At 44.3% G+C, this 18447-nt stretch carries 8 protein-coding genes; 1 reads left to right on the forward strand and 7 read right to left on the reverse strand.

Annotation, left to right across the window (positions count from 1 at the left end):
- The first annotated feature begins 956 nt into the window (after window positions 1–956).
- Window positions 957–2147 (forward strand): DUF3800 domain-containing protein, encoded by a 1191-nt coding sequence (locus AHMF7605_RS29035; RefSeq protein ID WP_106933765.1) that lies wholly within the window; start codon window positions 957–959, stop codon window positions 2145–2147.
- Between the two features lie 424 nt (window positions 2148–2571).
- Here AHMF7605_RS29035 and AHMF7605_RS29040 read toward each other — a convergent pair whose 3' ends face one another.
- From AHMF7605_RS29040 to AHMF7605_RS29075, 7 genes are all read right to left on the reverse strand, one after another.
- Window positions 2572–4176 carry a tail fiber domain-containing protein gene (locus AHMF7605_RS29040; protein ID WP_106933766.1) on the reverse strand — a complete coding sequence of 535 codons (1605 nt, stop codon included), beginning with the start codon at window positions 4174–4176 and terminating at the stop codon, window positions 2572–2574.
- Between the two features lie 630 nt (window positions 4177–4806).
- Window positions 4807–8115: a choice-of-anchor tandem repeat GloVer-containing protein gene (locus AHMF7605_RS29050; protein ID WP_106933768.1), complete on the reverse strand. Its 3309-nt coding sequence runs from the start codon at window positions 8113–8115 to the stop codon at window positions 4807–4809.
- 577 nt (window positions 8116–8692) lie between these two features.
- Window positions 8693–10126 (reverse strand): alpha/beta fold hydrolase, encoded by a 1434-nt coding sequence (locus AHMF7605_RS29055; protein ID WP_106933822.1) that lies wholly within the window; start codon window positions 10124–10126, stop codon window positions 8693–8695.
- A 65-nt stretch (window positions 10127–10191) separates the two neighbouring features.
- Entirely contained in the window at window positions 10192–11007 is an 816-nt protein-coding gene (locus tag AHMF7605_RS29060; RefSeq protein WP_106933769.1) for a helix-turn-helix domain-containing protein, read from the reverse strand.
- 410 nt (window positions 11008–11417) lie between these two features.
- Window positions 11418–11813 (reverse strand): SRPBCC family protein, encoded by a 396-nt coding sequence (locus tag AHMF7605_RS29065; protein ID WP_106933770.1) that lies wholly within the window; start codon window positions 11811–11813, stop codon window positions 11418–11420.
- A gap of 193 nt (window positions 11814–12006) precedes the next feature.
- A complete protein-coding gene (locus tag AHMF7605_RS29070; RefSeq protein ID WP_158267666.1) occupies window positions 12007–14337 on the reverse strand; it encodes a T9SS type A sorting domain-containing protein in 2331 nt (776 codons plus the stop codon).
- A 140-nt stretch (window positions 14338–14477) separates the two neighbouring features.
- A complete protein-coding gene (locus AHMF7605_RS29075; RefSeq protein ID WP_106933772.1) occupies window positions 14478–18419 on the reverse strand; it encodes a hybrid sensor histidine kinase/response regulator transcription factor in 3942 nt (1313 codons plus the stop codon).
- Window positions 18420–18447 lie beyond the last annotated feature (28 nt).

Raw genomic sequence — 18447 nt, forward strand, 5'->3', positions numbered from 1 at the left:
CTTAGTTTATGTGTACTTAAGTGTCTGAAGACAAGTAATAAAAAATTACAATAAACAAAGTAATATAATAATAAAATAAAAATAATAATATCTATGTTAGTTATTACAATATTAACTAAACACAAAATAGAATGATAATATAGATGCATAATATTACACTACTACGTCAAAATATTAGTAATATAATATTTTTAATAATATTATATTACTAATGATATAATTTTTCTATCCATATGATAATATAAACAATAATGATGTATAATATTATGCAATAATAAAGTAACATTAGTAATATAGTAAGTAAGCAACATAATAGTATAAGTAATAAAGTTATATAGTAATATAACCTTTCGTGAAAACACAATACAAGATTACGGAATTAACTTATTGATAAATTCTGTAATCCTAGATTGCAATTTGTTAGATTACTTTTTAACAAATTATTTATCTGAATGTACAGCAGATTAGAATTACAAAGTACCATTACTATAAATAAGACTATAATACTAGTAACATCAATAGTAATTCGAATAATGTGTTATTAACAACATTATAAGCCTAATAATATTATATTACTCAGAACATATATGATTATATTACTTTTATTACTTATATTTAAGTAATAAAATATGCTTTCAATATATTGCTCACATACAGCAGAATAAAAGTTAATTTTTAAATTTTATTCCAAAATAAACAGACTGCTTCTCTACTTTTATAAAGTCAGGCACCAGTTTAACTGATATATCAATAAAGGATTACAAAAGGGAAAAGAAAGTCTTAATATATATTACATACAAGCAACGGGTAAGTGTGAGCTTGTCAATCTAGGGTACTCTTTATAATATATATATATGAGTACAACGGTTCCAAGAGTATTTCTACCAGAAAGCTTTAGGGATTAAGAATAATTTTTAACTTGAAGGGATAAAAGCTTTACTACACGTACCAGGCTTATGCAGCACCTTCACATCTTTGCCGACGAATTTGGTAATACTAGCCTGAACCTGGAGAAAACTGACACTTTCTCTCATTTTGTTTTAACAGCAGTACTTATTGAAGAAGCGCAAATAGAGAAAGCCCGGAAGCTGCGAGCAGCTATTAGCCGGCGCTATTTCCAAGGACATCCCATTAAGTCTAGCCGTATTGCCAACGATGAGAATGGTTTTCAGAAACGACTTGATATTTTAAAAGAATTGCGGCAATTGGATTTCCTGGTTCTTAGCTTAGTGATTAATAAAAGTAAGATAATAGGGGAGGGGCTTGACCAAAATACTATATTTTACAAATACTTCAACCGCATCTTCTTACAGCAATTCCCTAAAAACTTTACATCCTTCTCCATTCATGCCGACCAGTTGGGTTGGCCGGAGTTCCGGCGGAGCCTACAGCACTATATAAATACCAAGGTCATTCAACGAGATTTATTTACTCCTGATCGAACCTACCAGTTGGTAGAGGATAGGTTGGAAGAACCATTGGTACAGCTAGCTGATTTTATTTCCGGTTGTTTAGGTAAAATTTATTGTACCAGCCATAGTCACGAAAAGGCCACTTTTTTATTTGATTTGTTGCACGACCGTACTTTTGTAGATTTCTTTCCCTTCGAGAAAACCGACTTTTCAGTTTTTATCTCAGAACAGGATCATGAAAAGAATCAGTTGATCTCCCGAATAGCGGCGGAGTCTGTCCAGGAAGCTTTAGCCAATCGCCATAAATTTTCGGAAGAAGCACAATCTGTTTTGCAATACTTGTACCTCATGTTCCGGACTGCTCCAGACCGACTCGTGGAGAAATATGAAGTTATTGATAAAGTTAAAAGAATGTACCCCAACTTTACGGAGCAGCAACTACGGGTATGTATTCAGCACTTGCGAGATTACGGAGTTCTGATTGCCAGTATTCAGGGCAAGTCCGGATATAAAATTCCAGATAGAGTGGAAGATATTGTCGGCTTCTATAACCGCTACTTGAACAGCATCGTTCCTATGATAAACCGCATCAATATTTGTAACCGTAAATTATTGGTTAATAGCCTTCAGGAAGTAAATATACTACAAGCCAACTTGAATTATTCCTTACTCCATGAACTTATCAAAACCATAGATAAAAGTAAACAACCTCATCCTACTTTGAACCTGCTTTAACTTCTATGACAAGTATTAAGGTAACATATCTTAATAAGCAACTTTACGCTCTTGCTACTTATCATAATGCTGGTTATAAGAATTTTCGGCTATTTACCATTAAATAATTTCCTAGAAAGGTGAGCTTTAAGTCAGCATATGGAATAGGAGAAATGTTTTAGGCAGCAAGAGGTTTTCCCTTTTATTTGATAATATCTAGTCTTCAATTATTGTCAAAAATGCAAAATACAACTGATTTAGGCATATGCATATCCTAAATAGCATAGACAAAGAGCAAGATAAAAAGCTACTAAGCCCGACTACTGGCTTAGCTAAGCTTAGCAGTTATCTATAAGTGTGACTATGCTTATGTTCTGGATACTGCAATCTAAAACGCTATTCCATTCCTCACATACTCATTTTGTTTGCTCTAAGAATAGGTACCTTATTTCGATAAGATTAGCTGTTTGACAGCTACCTTTTTGCCATTCACCACTAAGGTATAAATATAGGTACCTGCCTCTAAGCCTACCCCATCCATTTGCACCTGACCACTAGCAGGAGCCTGTAAGGTTTTTACCAGTTTTCCCGTAGCAGAATGATAAACAAGAATTTGAGCAGTTGTATTAGCAGGAACAGTGTAGCGGAATGTAGTAGTGGAGTTAACAGGATTAGGAGTGTTTTGTTCAAGTGAAACACCCAATAAACCTAGATGATCGGTATTGTTACCGCCACTCATCTTGCCGGCTGCTTCTAACGCCGCTATCTTTTTACTTAAAGTAGTAATTGTTTGTTGCTGTTCCTGCATGGCCTTAATCATGATAGGAATTAGTTCTGTGTAATTTATGGCTTTCGTATTCAGAATGTCTCTTGTAACTTGTTGGGGATCTTCCCCTGGATTAGCAAGCCCCTCGTTTGCAGAGGGTCTCATTTCTTGTGGTGTATTATTATTGTGAGTACCCGCATTCAATACAAAAGGCATCTCGTTTACCAGATTAGGTAAAACTTGTTCTAAATCCTGCGCCAGTAAGCCATAGTGATTTCCTTTGGGCAACTGAAGAGAAGCATATTTTCCATCTTCCCGGTACTGATAGTATTTAGGGTTCAGCTTGTTTATTATATCCAGGGCATTGCCAAAATCCTGTATATTTTTCTTTATTTCTTTATCACTAGGCAGATAGAAGCCATACGTAAAAACATTGCCTTTAAAGGCCCCGGCATAAATACCAGTTGCCGTTGATCCAGTTTCGGCCCATAAACCATGGTTGGAACTAGAGTAAAAGTTCCCCCCGTAATTTCTGAAACTAGAGCCCCAAACCGCAATATTGTTGTTGCTGGACCCATAAACTCCAACACCCCCACTGGTAAACCCATAAACCCCATAACTACTACCCACGCCATAAATGCCCGTATCCGTACCTCTCCCGTATACCCCAACATTGCCATTACCATACACCCCGGTACTAGTGCTACTGTAGCCATTCACCCCATAAGTAGTACCCGTGCCATACACTCCTCTTTTACCCGTGCCAAATACCCCCGCACCGTCGGTATTTTCACTAGAACCAGAAACCCCATAGGTGGTTCCCTGTCCCTGAACCCCGGTTCCGGTACTACTGTTGCCATATATGGATATTCCGCCGCCTTCTACGTGCAGTTTAGCCGCGGGTAAATTCGTGCCGATACCTACTGGACCGAACACGTACAAGCCATTACTAGGAGGAACTACATTGGCGCCGATGGAAACACCACCAACATTATGAGCTAGAAGCTTGGTTACTCCATTTACCTGAACCCGAAAAGGAATTTGAGTACCAGAACTATTCACATGTAGCTTCGCATTAGGCGCTTTAACGCCCAGTCCCCATAAACCCGCCCCAGTAATTCTGCCCCTCTCCAAGTTATTTGTTTCAAATATAACCGAATAGCCCGTGTTAGAACCTATCTTTTCCGCGGAAGTAAGATTGTTTCCACCGAGCTTCCATTGAGCTTGGACCGTAGAATTGACAAAAATTAGGAAACCTAAGGCAGTAAGTATAATTGTTTTCATAAAATTGAATTTAAGATAGGTGACAAGTAATGCTTATTTCAGGAGGGCAGTGAAAACAAGTTCCTAAGGTTATACTAAAAGGAACTACCAGGGTGGAGGAATCTTGCAAGCTAAAGCTTTAGGGAATCAGAATGCAAGATTAAATTTAGGAAATACTCGGTTCGGGTGCCGACTAAGTTATTCAATAATAATCACTTAACCAATATGCTTCTGGAGGATAATAGAGTAGTTATACCGCATTAATTGAGAAGCAATTTTTTCAATCCTCTTGCGGCTTATAGAAGCATTCAAGGGCTCGCCAATAATGGCTTTAAATAATCTATAAAAATGATAAGGAGAATAAAAAGCTACGGTGGAAATCAAGTCTAAAGATAGATCGGTGTCTAGATTAACCTCAATGAAATTCAAAGCAAGGTTTATGCGACGGATATAATCTTTTTGTATTTCATCGGGATGTATCCTTTTAAGAATAAGCTAGACCGCTAGCGAAAATACATTAATATGCCTATAGTCACTGTATGGATCTGAAATAGACTGGCAAGTTTGTCTTCAAAATTAATGGAAAAAGGAAATTGGAATAGCCTTGTTTTACATAAGTGTACTTATTTGATCGTGACACAGCTGTTCCCTTCACTGTTTGATAAACTTGAAAGTTTGGCGTCCCTGATCGGTTTCTAATTGCAGCCAATATAATCCGGCAGAAAGGGATGCCACATTTATTTGCAGCTTATCTTTGTCTATTTGCTCCTGCGCGTTCCATAGTACTTTCCTACCTGTAGCATCCACCACTGCGGTTTGCAGCTTGTCTGTGGGAGCAATAAGTAGCACCGTTAAAGTAGTTTTAACCGGATTAGGGTACAGACGAGTTACTAGTTCTCCTGCCTTTGCCAGCTCTCCTTCCATTTCCTGACGTTCGGCTCCCGCGACAGGTATTACTTCTAGGGCGGCCACACACGCTTTATCTACAATCGAGACAAAGCTTACATTTAAGATCCCGTCGGAAACGGAAACGGTTTTGGTAGCAACCAGGGCCTTTCTCGCTCCTCCCGCTAAGGCAAAAATATCGTAATTGCTTAACCAACTGGCTCCTTCGGCGGTCACGTTAAACTTCCGCTTCCCGCCAGCGGTATGGAAGATTTCGGCAAAATGCAGCTTCACCGTATAGGCGCCATTCTTAACCGGAATGCTGTACTGGAAGCTGCCGCCGTTGTTAGTAGCCCGCCGGTTATCCTGATAAAGCGCATCGTTACTCGTATTGGCAATAGCCGAAGCGGTAGTGGAAATGCTGGTTTCTCCGCTAAAGTAAGTATCGGCGCTAAAACTGCCCAGGGAAGTAGCCACCGCACTGCCACCCGTATTAATTCTTACGGTACTAGCTTGCCCCACGGTAATGGTGATAGTTTTAGTAGTAGAACTCTGGCAGCCCCAAATTACCCGAAAATTAAACGAATCGGTGCCGGTAAAGCCCGGGTTAGGCGTGTAGACGCGTTTAGCATTGGAACCAGTTACCGTGCCGTGTTGGGGTTGACCAGCTATCTTAAAGTCTAACGGCGTGCCGCCACCCGTGGCCGTCAGGGTAATGGCTTTCGGCGTGTTTATAGCTGTAGCAACACGCTGGGCATTCGCCACCGGATTGGCTTTTTGAATAACTAAACTACCTAAGGACTCACTACCATCCGTGGTCAGATTTAAATGACGCAACACGGTAAAAGCTCCCTCAGTACTAATTTTAAATATAGTTCCTCCCCTGTTGTTCCCGCCTCGGTTAGTTATGCCATATAAGGTGCCATTGCTGCCCTGTACTAAATCTCCACTGGGGTAACTGCCATCAGTGGCATTATCAAAATCATGCAGCACTACATACGGATTGCCACTCGGTGCTATTTTAAAGATGACACCGTATCCGCTAGCCCCGCCTTCTTGGGTCATGCCATAAAAGTTGCCATCCCGGCCTTGGATTAAACTATTCTTATAAGGATAAGCGCCATTTGTTTTATCTAAGTTTTTGAGGACGGTAAGCGTACCGGTGGGCGTCATTTTAAAAATAGTACCGTACTTTTGGCTACCACCCTGGTAAGTCATGCCGTAAAAGTTATTATCTTTTCCCCGTACCAGGCTGCCAAACGCAGAGCCACCCGTAGTGACGTAATCCAGGTGTCGCAGCACCGTAAAAATCTTGCCCGAAGGGGTGATCTTAAATATTGTACCGTAGCCATTTGTACCGCCAAATAAAGCTGTCCCGTATAAATTACCATCCGCACCCCACACCAAGCTTCCGTTAGGATGGGCGCCATCGTTGGTTTCATCCAGGTTCCAGAGCACCGTTAGGGTACCACTGGGAGAAATTTTAAAAATGGTACCAAAGCCGTACGTTCCACCATTATTAGTGGTGCCGTAAAAATTGCCATCCGGACCTTGCACTAAATTACCCTGGGGATTACTGCCCGTAGTAGCCGCATCAAAAGATTGGATAGTAGTTAAAGTATTCGTGCAAAACTTGAATACGGTGCCGTAATCCTTCACCCCTCCCTGGCGGGTCATTCCGTAGAAGTTACCATCCTGAGCCTGAATAACGCTACCGAACGGTTGAATGCCTTGTCCGCTTTCGGGAAATTGTACGAGTAAAGAAAAGGTACCAGCGGGCGTAATCTTGAAAATCGTACCCAATCCACCCGCTCCGCCTTCCAGCGTGGTCCCGTAAAAGTTACCATCCGGCCGATTAAACACTAAACTACTTCCTGAATCGCCACCGGTATTGACATCTAAATTTTTGAGCACGGTGAAAGTGCCATCAGGCGTCATCCGAAAGATAGTGCCATAGCTCGAATTACCGCCAAATGATGTTATACCGTAAAAATTCCCGTCCAGATGTTGCGTCAAACTACCTCTAGGTGAACCCCCATCTTTCCCATTATCGAAATTTTTGAGGACGGTAAAGGTACCACCCGGAGTCATTTTAAAGATCGTACCGTATACCGAAGTTCCTCCCTGCCGAGTCATCCCATAAAAGTTACCGTCAGTTCCTATAGTTAAATTATTTTGTGCGGGATAGCCCCCATCGGTATTAAAATTTAAATGCCGACGAACCGCAAAAGTACCGGTTGGGCTAATTCGGAAGATAGTGCCATAATAAAATGCTCCCCCCTTAAAAGTCATTCCGTAAAAATTACCATCGTCCGCTAACACCAAACTACCGTATGGCACTGCCCCATCCGTATCATAATATAAGTGCCGCAACACCGAGTAGGTGCCCGTAGGCGTAATACGAAAAATGGTTCCACCTCCCTTCGTGCCGCCTTCACTGGCCAGACCATAAAAGTTGTTATCCTCCCCCATAATTAAGCTGCCGAATGGATAAGCTCCGTCGGCTTTATAATCTAAATGGTGCAGAACAGTATAAGTGCCGGAAGGAGTTATTTTAAAAATCGTACCCCACCCAAGAGTACCACCTTCATGGGTCATCCCATAAAAATTTTTGTCGGGTGCCTGGAGTAAACTCCCATAAGGTGTACTGCCCTCACTAGTACCGTTAAAAGAATGCAGTACGGTAAGGTTACCGGCCGCCGTCATTTTAAACACCGTTCCGTAACCAAAGCCCCCACTGGAAGTCATGCCGTAGAAATTACCGTCCGCCGCTTTAATCAAATTTCCACGTGGCTTACTACCCGAACGAGCAAACTCCCGGTGCAGGGTAAAACCGGTCCCATCGCTTTTCATGGAAAAAGCAGTCCCGCCCTGATGCTTACCGCCCGCAGAGGTTAAGCCCACCAGTACCTCCTGCGCATGGGTGGTAGCGGCGGCTATTAAAATAACCAGGATCGTAAATACCCTTACTACATGCCGGGGGAAGGGTATGGCAGACGGAACCAGGAGTTTTTGTAGTGGGAGAGGAATCGAAAAAGAAAATGGGCGAACCGAAAAAAGTAATTTTAAAGGCATAATAAAGGAGATCAAAGTGGGATGCGGGTGTTCTAACTAAGGAAAAGCATCAATCTGCTCAGGGGTAGCAAGCTTGGAGTAAAAGGTAATTTAGCTGATTATAAAACGATTGCTACTCGAAACCAATAAGTACTCATTTTGCCAGTAGGAGGCCAGCCTCAAGCCAATTTGCGAAGAGAAACACCTAACCTACTGATGATCAAAAGGTAAGTATTTATTTCAGCTAACGCAATACTTGTTTTTAAGTATTTAAGCTGGGGGGCATCTTTATCAGATTAAAGCTTATTACTTAGGGTTGCAGTTTACATTTATAGATAAAGCAATCTAGGTACAGAACAACTTTTTATTTAAAATAATCCCGATTATACCCCATTGCTTTGTGGCTAACCCGGAAATACATTGACCCACGCTTCCTAAAAGAACCGTTTCCCCGAGATCGTACCAAGCTATTAAACATATTCTTACTTATAAGACTAGGTTGAGCGAACAGGAGGGGTGCATTGACAGGTTTTTGCAAAAAGTCCTTTTTAGGTCTTAAAACCATGGTCGTCCACGAAGATTCACTTTCTATATGTTTTTATTCCACCACTACATTGGCCGAAGTGGAAATTAGATTTTTATGCGGGTTAGCGATAAAACGGTTGATTAATTCATTGCCAAAACCCGCCCCATGCGCTTTATCTTTTATCAGCAGTAATTGCGCCTGCGGCATGGTTCGTTTTATCAGCCGATTGTAAAACGGACGGGTCCAAGGATCCAAAGCTCCGGCGGAAATAAGCGCCGGAATGCTAGAATATACCGGGGTTTTAACATACCGCGGTGCTGGTTGTACCTGCCAACAAGCGCAAATTGGGTGATTGACATTATTGAAGGGGTAACCTGCCAACCACGGCAGGATCTTATCTTGTTCCTTAATCTTCTCTGGATTAGAAAAAGCTATTTGTTCCGAACAATAAACCGAGAGCCGCATGCCGTAGGACAGACTTTTGTTGCCGGAGAATTTACCCCTTAATACCTGCTGCACATATTTTTCGTGTTGACCACTCACCAGATCCGCGATTACTTCTGGTACCTTTTGATACTCAGAAGTAGTCAGGCGATCAAAGATAGCGTCTAGCAACTCATTCTTTGAATACAGAAGGGTGTGCTTGGGCTGGTTTGCTGTTTCCTGAAAAACAATCTGGAATTTCTTGCCGGAGATTTGCGTGAAGTATTCCCGGTAACGCTGCTTTAGATTGGGAAAACGCGCGTTTTGCACCGAATCAGCGGCCAAGTTATCGAATAGGTAGTTAAGCGCTTCCTCATGATTAAATAAAGCGTGTTCTTCATAATTTACATATCCGGGCAAAGGGGAGTTCAACAACAAAGATTTTATCCCATTGGGATGATTGCGGGCTACCGTCAGCATCAAACCTCCACTATAAGAAATACCCAGTAAAGTCAGCGAATCTATTTTCAAGGCTTCCTTTAAGTCCTTAATATCGGCCGCGGATTCCACGGTATTGTAGGCCGATAAGTCAATTCCTTGTTTGATCAATTTCTTTCTACACTTGGTTACGGCTAGGGCCACCAGGCTATCTTTGGATCGATGGCGCAGGTAAGCGTTCTTAATGGCTTCATCGATCCCTTCACAATCGAGACAGGGAACAGCGTTTTTGGTGCCGCGTTGATCAAAGAGCAGAATGCCGCCAAAATCTAACCAACCGGAACGGTAAGTAAGACTGTCTCCGACTGGTATGGTGGCGTACCCGGGGCCACCGGTGGTATAAAGCGTTATGTTTTGGGTAGAATCTTGCTGGGGTTGCCGCGCAAAAACGAACGGGATTTTTACTTTATTGCCGCGGGGTTTCTGGCGGTTCTCGGGCACGACTAAATAGCCGCATTTGGTTTTCAAACGACTGTCTACCTTCATTAAACAAGGACAAGGTTCAATGACGGAAAGAGGATGTTGGGCAAGAGCAGAACTTGCAGTAATTAAAACCAGTACCAGGAATAAGCCGAAAACCTTCATAAAGAGGATGTATTTCCGGCAAAGAAAAGCGAAGGAAAACGGCGGGTAAAGTAAAAATCGGACAATCAATCCGGAAGCGTTTGGGTAGTTAGATGAGCGCCGGTAAAACGTTTAACTTCCTTGGAGAAATGCGCAAAATCATAATACCCGAAATCATAGGGAGAGAAAGAGTGTTTATTTTTTTTATAAACGGAGAGTGCCTCCCGACAACGGGTGACTAAAAAGAAATCTTTGGGATTGGTGCCAATGGCTTTTTGGAAGTATCGGTAAAAGGTTTTTTCGGACACGTGCAGCTGACCAGCCAGCTCCTGCAACTTCGCTTCCATGCTGGATTGGGAAAACAAGGCAATAGCCTTTTGGATGGTAGCCACGTAAAATTGATTTGGAAAATTCTTCTGCAGTTTGGCGAGGAAAAGGTCTTCTAAGAAAAGGGCTTTGTCATTTAACGTGGGTAATCCTTTCACCTTCTGGATAACATCTGAGCCCAAGAGATCATGGGCATTAATCACACTAGTGCCAATGGTAGCTTGGCTATAACCAAAGATAGCTTCAAAACCCATGGGTAGAAATTTAATGGTGAAAATATTATCAGTGGGAAAATTCTTGCGTTCCAAAGTGGTACTGCGTAGTACTAAGATGTCAGCGGCCTGATCCACTTTTACTAAGCTACTATCATTGAGCAATTGATAAGGAGCTCCCAGGTTCAGCCAGATGGTAGGGGTGAAGCTAGGGAACAGTTTGACACTAAACCGCTCTTCCTGAATGTAGTGATGAGTGGCTTCTAAGGAAGTTTCGGAGAAAAATTCAATATAATCCATCAACTCCGGACAAGGTGTGCGGAACAAATAAAGCTTTCGGATGTCATCAAATATCTCCGTCATCAATAAGTCGAGGGTAGGGCTTGCCTCCGGTTAATATACTTAACATCTGGTTATATTAAGAAGATCTTAGAAAAAGTTAGTTGTCTAGTAAAAGTACCAGAAAAAGCGATCCAGACAAACCCGTCTAGGAACATTTATATTGTTCAATGGGGAAGCTACCACGTACGAGGTATTGGCGAAGAGGGGAAAATTAGAAAACTTCAGCCATGCCGCAGAGCCAAGTAGAATGACAAAGGTTGAGGCTTGCACTTTTGCCCCTTTTTTCTTCGTTTGTACGGTTTGTGACAATGCCCGCTAACACTTTTGCGCTCGGAGTGGTTGCCAACTGAGATATATAATTATTTTCGGGAAAAGAAGATTGCCGGCGATGAACTCGCCGGCAATCTTGCTTAGGGGATGGTGGAGGTAGGTTATTTTTCGAGTATATCTTTCAACTGGATCAGTTCCTCGTTAACTAGTTCCATTCCCTTTTCAAAATCGGCACTGGGCATTGGGTCCGGTTTGGTAAAAGTGATGAGGAAATGAGCGCCTTCATGGCCGACCACTACCCGGCAGGGAACGAGCCAATGCCCTTCAGCCGGATCAAGAAACTCATGATCGAGGATTCCCAGCGCTTGATTAGCGTTCATCCTCACTTTAGACACTCCTCTGGGGCCAGCCAGGAACCAATAGCCATTTTCCCCTTTTTGAGCATCTTGGACATTATGAATGGCCCATTGCGGCCATTGGGAGAGGTCGCTGACATAGTTCCAAACCTGGTCTGGATTGGCTTTAATGTTGATGGTTTTGGTTAAGGTAAATTCCATGGTCGTTTGAACGTTAGTGCTGCCTATTCCTCACAGGAATAACACAACGGTTAGTAAATGTTTGCTGGGGCTAAATTCAACCTTTCTCCTGTGCCGTAATTGTAAAAAATCGTTTTATGGCAGGGAGATTTGGGAAGATAATTGCTGGTTAAATGGCCGATAAAGCGGGGTTTGTTGGTCCAGCCTAAACCAGCTACTCTACCACAAGCTTAAGGTGCTGGACGCTTGTAGCTGCCCTCAGCCGAGCTAGGTACACCCCTTTGGGATACGGAGCCGCTTGCCATTCTACTTGCACTTTTTCACCGGCCTTGGCTTTGCCGCTGGGCAACTGGCTCACCAACTTACCCGATAAATCATAAATCGCTAAAGTATAGTCTTGATCCTGCTCGAAAGTAAATTCCAAAGTAGTCTTCTCCGCGAAAGGATTGGGGTAGTTCTTAAACACGGGGGCATGGGTTTCTTCCATCGCTACTTCTGCTCCCGGTAGGCTCAAGCGAGCTACAGCAGCTTTGCTGATCTGGATAGTAATAAAACCCACAATGGCGGTAGCCGGATCGGCAGCATCGGTGGTACTCGTCAGGTTGTTATCATAGATTACCTGATTGCCTTTATCTTTGTTCCAGATTTTGATGCGAAACTTATCCGGACGGCCATCGATAAGAGAAACTAAGAAACCGTAATTACCCTGACCGTTGAGCTTGCCTTTACCCGTATAGCGCGCTTTGGTGCCCGCGACCGTTAAAGTCTCGTAGCTGGTACTGGCAAAAGCCATTTTTACTTTACCAGCTTGAAAGGCGAACAAGGTGCTGCCTTCGGGTAGGCTGGTGCCTTTTTTGTAGCGGGCATACAAGCCAAACACGGCGGACCCGGTGAGCTTGAAATCGGCTTTATAGGCTTGTTTGGGCGAAGCAAACCCCCCGGCCCCGGTAATCGCCCCCGACTCGTACACAACCACGTATTCGTAAGTAGTTGAAGTAGCTTGACCGCAGGCGTCGGTGACGGTAAGAATAGGAGAATAGGTACCGGCTTTGGTATATTTATGGTTGCCGCTGATGGTGCTATTATTAAGAGCAGCGGGGGAAGTACTGCCATCGCCCCAGTTCCAGGTGGCGCTATTAACGGTGCTGCCCGAGAAAGGAACACTTACGTTAAAGCTGGTATTTACCGCTACTGGTGCGGTAGGAGCGGTAAACGCCCCTAAAACAAGAGAAGATTTCACCGTTAAGGTAGCACTCTCGGAAGTGAGCGAGGTATTCTTGTTGGTCAGTATAACCGAGTAAGCGCCTTCATCTTCCGGACTTACCGCCTCTATCGAGTAAGTAGGGCTGATAGCACCATCAAGGTTAACCCCGTCCTTTTGCCATTGGTACTTCAAATTAATCCCGATAGCTTCTACCCGGAAGGTAGCCTTTTCGCCGCTGCACAAAGTAGTAGTCTGGGGTTGGGAAGTGATACTGGGGGTGCAGGTAGCCTCTACTTCGGCTAGACTGTTGCAGTTGGCGGCATTGTTGGAAAGGTAAACATTACCTTTAGCCGCCTGGATCACAGACTGCAACAGACAACACTGGGAGAGTTGGGGATTTCCTGAAATAGTAAGAGAGCTAATGGAGTTAAGTTTTTCCAGGCCGGTTAAGTTGTTCAATCTGCCGTTACTATAAATGGTGAAATTTCCTACGGAAGTCAGGTTTTTTAATCCGGCTAAAGAGGTTAAATTAGCGTCACTCCAGATTTCAAGGGCTCCACCCACGGTAGTAAGGTTTTCTAACCCGGCTAAACTGGTTAAATTAGCATTATTTAAGATTTGCAAGCTTCCGCGTTCACCCAGGGAAGTTAATTTTTCCAGGCCAGTGAGGCTATTTAATTGCGTGTTGTAACGAATGCTAATCAGTTCTACCACGGAAGTCAGGTTTTCCAATCCCGCTAAGCTCGTCAAAGCATAATAATTATTATTAAGGTCGAGCCTTTTTAAGGAAGTCAGCTTTTCGAGTCCCGCTAAGTTAGTAAGGTAACTAAAACTAATATTCAGCTCGCCGAGGGAGCTCAGGTTTTCCAGTCCCGCGAGAGTAGTTAAATGGGTATTGGCATTTAATTCTAATCTTCCTCCCACGGAGACTAGATTCTTCAGCCCTTTTAGGTCTTCTAATTGCTCGTGATAACGAATAATAAGATCCTTCTCGATGGTGGTCAGATTCTCCAGCCCGGTTAAGCTACTTAAAGCAGTATTGCCAATATAGAGGGAACCTACTTTCTTTAAACTGGCCAGCGAATGCAGATTAGAAATTGTATTGGTATACCCCGTAATGCTGAGGTCACCCGTCACTTCGGAATAGTTGAAAGCATCTACTTCGGCTTGGCTCGTGAGGCTAATATCCCCCTCGTACGTTTGCGCTTGCAGCAGACCCGGATACAGCAACAAGCTAACCAGTAAGTAATAATAGAACTTGAACCAGCCTGTTGGCCACCACTTGGAAGTATTTGCCGGCGGAGTAGTTTTGTCTTGCGGAAAGGGGAATGGTAAAGACATTTTCATTAGCTTGTGAAGTTTAAGGATGGAAAAAAGGAACCTCACAAAGGTTGCAGCAAAGGCAGAAAAAGGCAGTAACCCACGTTACCAATGTGGTAAATGAGGTTACCTGGAGTAGATTTTATTACTTTTTTAGTTAATTATTCGCTTTGGCGGGCAAATTCCCTGGGGCTCATCTGGTACACCTCCCGGAAACATTTGGCAAAATAAGGCGGACTGTCGAAGCCTACGCGGTAAGCGGTTTCGGAGCTGTTCAGTCCTTCCAGTAAGAAAAAGGTGGCCCGCTTGAGGCGGTAATTACGGATAATATCACCGGCCGGTAAGCCCACCAGTGCTTTGAGCTTACGATGTAAATGCACCCGACTCACGTTCAGCTCTTCGGCTAATTGTTCTACTCCGAAAGAAGTATCATCCAGTCTTGCTTCTACCACCTGGTAGAGTTTTTCCAGAAAAGGATCTAAGGGAGTGGGTGGAGGAGAAGTAGTCGGCGTATTGGCGGGACGAACTAACTCTTGTTGCAGGTACTGCTGGTAACGGCGCTGGCGCTGGAGCAAATTATGGAGGCGCAAATTTAGTTCCGGCACGTGGAAGGGCTTGGTCAGGTAATCGTCAGCCCCCCGGGTAAGCCCTTCCAGGCGGCTGTCCATAGCCGCTTTCGCCGTTAGCAAGATGACCGGAATGTGACTGGTGCGTTCATCGGTTTTGAGTTGGTGGCAGAAAGTGTAGCCATCCATCACCGGCATCATCACGTCACTAATCACCGCGTCCGGTAATTCGGCCAAGGCTTGCTCCAGTCCTTCGGCCCCGTTGGTCGCCCGACTAACTTGGTAGTGGGAAGGCAGACTATCTTGAATAAAATCAGCTAGCTCCGGATTGTCTTCTACCAGTAAAATCAGCGGCACCTCTTTCATACCATTCTGGATCGGGACGGATTGCTCGTTGCTGGATAGGGAGGCGACCTCTACCAGGTTGGATACTGGTTCCGTGGCCGGTTGCAGGGGCAGCCATACCCGGAACGTTGTTCCTTTTCCAAGCTCACTTTCTACGGTGATTTGTCCGCCCTGAAGTTCCACTAGTTCTTTCACCAGGGATAAACCAATCCCCGTTCCGTTAGAGGAACTACCCGCTTTATCGCCATTCACCTGGAAAAACCGATCAAAAATATACGGGAGTTTTTCTGGGGGTATGCCCAGGCCGGTATCGGTTACGGTTAAAAGTACTTTATCTATCACTTGTAGCGAAACGGTTATTTGTCCTCCTGCTGACGTAAACTTTAAGGCATTAGCTACTAAGTTCGAGAGAATGCGTTCTAGTTTACCGGCGTCGAACCAGTAATCCCCGGATAGGTCACTTTGGTAAGTTAATGGAATTGATTTATCAGCGGCTTCTTGCTGAAATAATTGCAGGGTTTGCGCCACCAAGTCCGTAAGATTACCCCGCAACTCCTGGACGGGGAGCATTTGCGCTTCTAATTTAGAAAAGTCTAGTAACTGATTAATTAATCCCAGCAACTGCTGGGCGTTTCGCTGGATCAGCCCCAACCGTTTGCGGTAAGGCGTACTTGCTAACTCGTGTATTAGCCCTTCTAGGGGCGAGAGGATTAGCGTTAAGGGGGTGCGGAAATCGTGGGTGATGTTGGTGAGAAAGCGGGATTTCAGCTCATCGAGCTCCCGTAACTGCCGGGCCTCCTGTTGTCTTAACACCACCGTCTGTTGTAAGCGTAAGCGGTTAACATACAATCGAGTCCCATACCAAATCATGCCGCTCAACAAAAATCCATAGAGGAGATAAGCCCACCAGGAGCGCCACCAAGGCGGCGTGATAATAATGGTTAGTTGGCGCACGTACGGGCTCCAATGTCCGGAAGTATTGGAAGCATTTATCCGCAGCGTATACTCCCCCGGGGGTAAAGCCGTATAAACAGCTTGGGGTTGCTGGCTTTTCACCCACTTATCATCAACGCCTACTAATTGGTAACGATACTGGTTCTTACCGGGACGATTATATTGCAAGGCCGCAAAACTAGCCGTGATAAAATTCTGATTGTAGGGTAAAATCAACTCCTTTACCGTGTGTATAGGCTGGGTAAGCAGCGAATCTTTCCTGGTTTCCACTACCCGGTTATTAATTTGTAACTCGGTTAGTTCTACTTGAGGTTTAAACAAATCATCCTGGAGCCGGGTGGGTTGGAAAACGGTAAATCCTTCTACCCCGGCCATGATCATCTGACCGGTAGTGGGTAACTGCAGGTAGTGGAACCGATTAAATTCATTGGCCAGTAATCCATCTTCGGTGGTATAGACCTGCGTTTGGAAAGTTTTCCGGTTCATCCGGCACAGCCCCTTATTGGTGCCCATCCACAGATAGCCTTGCTCATCCGGTAAGGCGGAATAAATGACGTTATTAGGTAAACCCTGTTGCTCAGTGATCCGTTGGCATTGACCCGTGCGTTTATCGAAGGCACACAAACCACTGCCAAAGGTGCCGATCCATAATCGGTTAGAATCACTAGGATCTTTGGATAAACAAAACAAAGCATTATTGCTTAAGCTGTTCCGCTTTTTAGGCTGGTGCGAGTACTGCCGTAACTTTCCTGTTCGTCGATCGAGTCGAAACAAACCCCGTTCTTGCGTAGCTAACCAGAATGCTTCATTGTCCGCTACCATTTGCACTACAGATTGCGTTCTCTCTAAATTATATTGGTAAGAAGACATAAGCCATTGGCGTTGCTGGGGATCATACCACCAAAACCGGGTATCATGTAGCACCCACACACGCCCTTGTTCGTCCGTGGATAGGGGACTAACCTCCTGCACAAAGGAAACCGGGAAATTTACTTTCTTCGTTTGCCGGGTTTTTAAATTAATGTGATAGAAGGTGGAACTGCCCACATTGAGCCAAATTGCCCCCTGCTGATCCAGGGTGGAGCGGAAATGGTAATAATCATTATCTTTGAGATAGGGCCGTACTAAGGTGGCGGGAACCCTCAGGTACTCAACAAGCAAATCAGTATGAAAGTTAGTTTGGTAGCGGGCCGTTTGAAAACCATCCGAGCGCAAATCATACTTGCGCACCCCCATGCCATTCGTGCCTAACCATAAAACATCCGACTGATCAATAAACAGGCTCCGGCAAAATCCCGTTTGTGCCGTGAGGTTGGTCAGGAACTCCGGTCCGCTCTCGTCGGTAAAGCGAAACAAACGATCCCGCTGGTTAAAGTAAACGACTCCATGGCGATCCGTAGCAAAACGCACGCCCCAGACTAAATCTCCTTCGTCAGACAATTGGTAGGAGCGGATTTGTTTGGCTTGGGGATTAAAGCGGATGAAGTAGTTGGCGGAACCAATCAGGATCTCCCCGTTGGGCCGCAGGTAAAGGGCATGCAGGTCTAGCTCCGGTAGCGCCAATGGCGTTTCTGATGCTAGTCGATAATGAGCGAATTGCTCTGTTTTTTCTTCGTATTGGTCGAGGCCAGCATCGGTAGCTAGCCAGATATTACCGCTTATATCCTCGACGATACTTCGGATGCGGTTACTCCCGATAGAATGGGGCTGGTCAGCTTGGTGGCGGAACCAACGTACTTGACCGGTTTGGAGGTTAAAACAAAGCAAACCTTGGCCATCAAACCCCAGCCACAAACGATTCTGCCGGTCGGGATAACAGTGTTGAATATGAATTCTAGTCCGGTTCTGCCCGGGAAAAATTTGCTCAGAAAAGTTTTGAAAGGTCTCTGATCGAGGATTAAACCGCACAACTTGGCCCAGTTCGGAAGTAATCCAAATATATCCCTGGGGATCGAGTTGTAAAGATTGAAGATCGGAAAAAGATAAAGCGGAGGGGACATTGGACTCCGGACGGAAAACTTTAAACCGATTCCCATCGTAGCGGCACAGACCGTCGCGAGTGGCCATCCAGATAAAACCTTGTTGATCCTGCACAATACCCGGCACAAAGCCTTGGGGTAAGCCTTGCCGGTCGGTAATTAGTTCGGGCGGCGGCAGGTCACTCTGCTGCCCGCGGGCAGATAACCAAAAAAGGTTTACCACCAGTACGAGCAGTAACCATTTCCACATCGGGTACATATTCTAGTAACTTGCCTGAACCTCTAAG

Source organism: Adhaeribacter arboris (genome assembly GCF_003023845.1).
GTDB classification, from domain to species: Bacteria; Bacteroidota; Bacteroidia; order Cytophagales; family Hymenobacteraceae; genus Adhaeribacter; species Adhaeribacter arboris.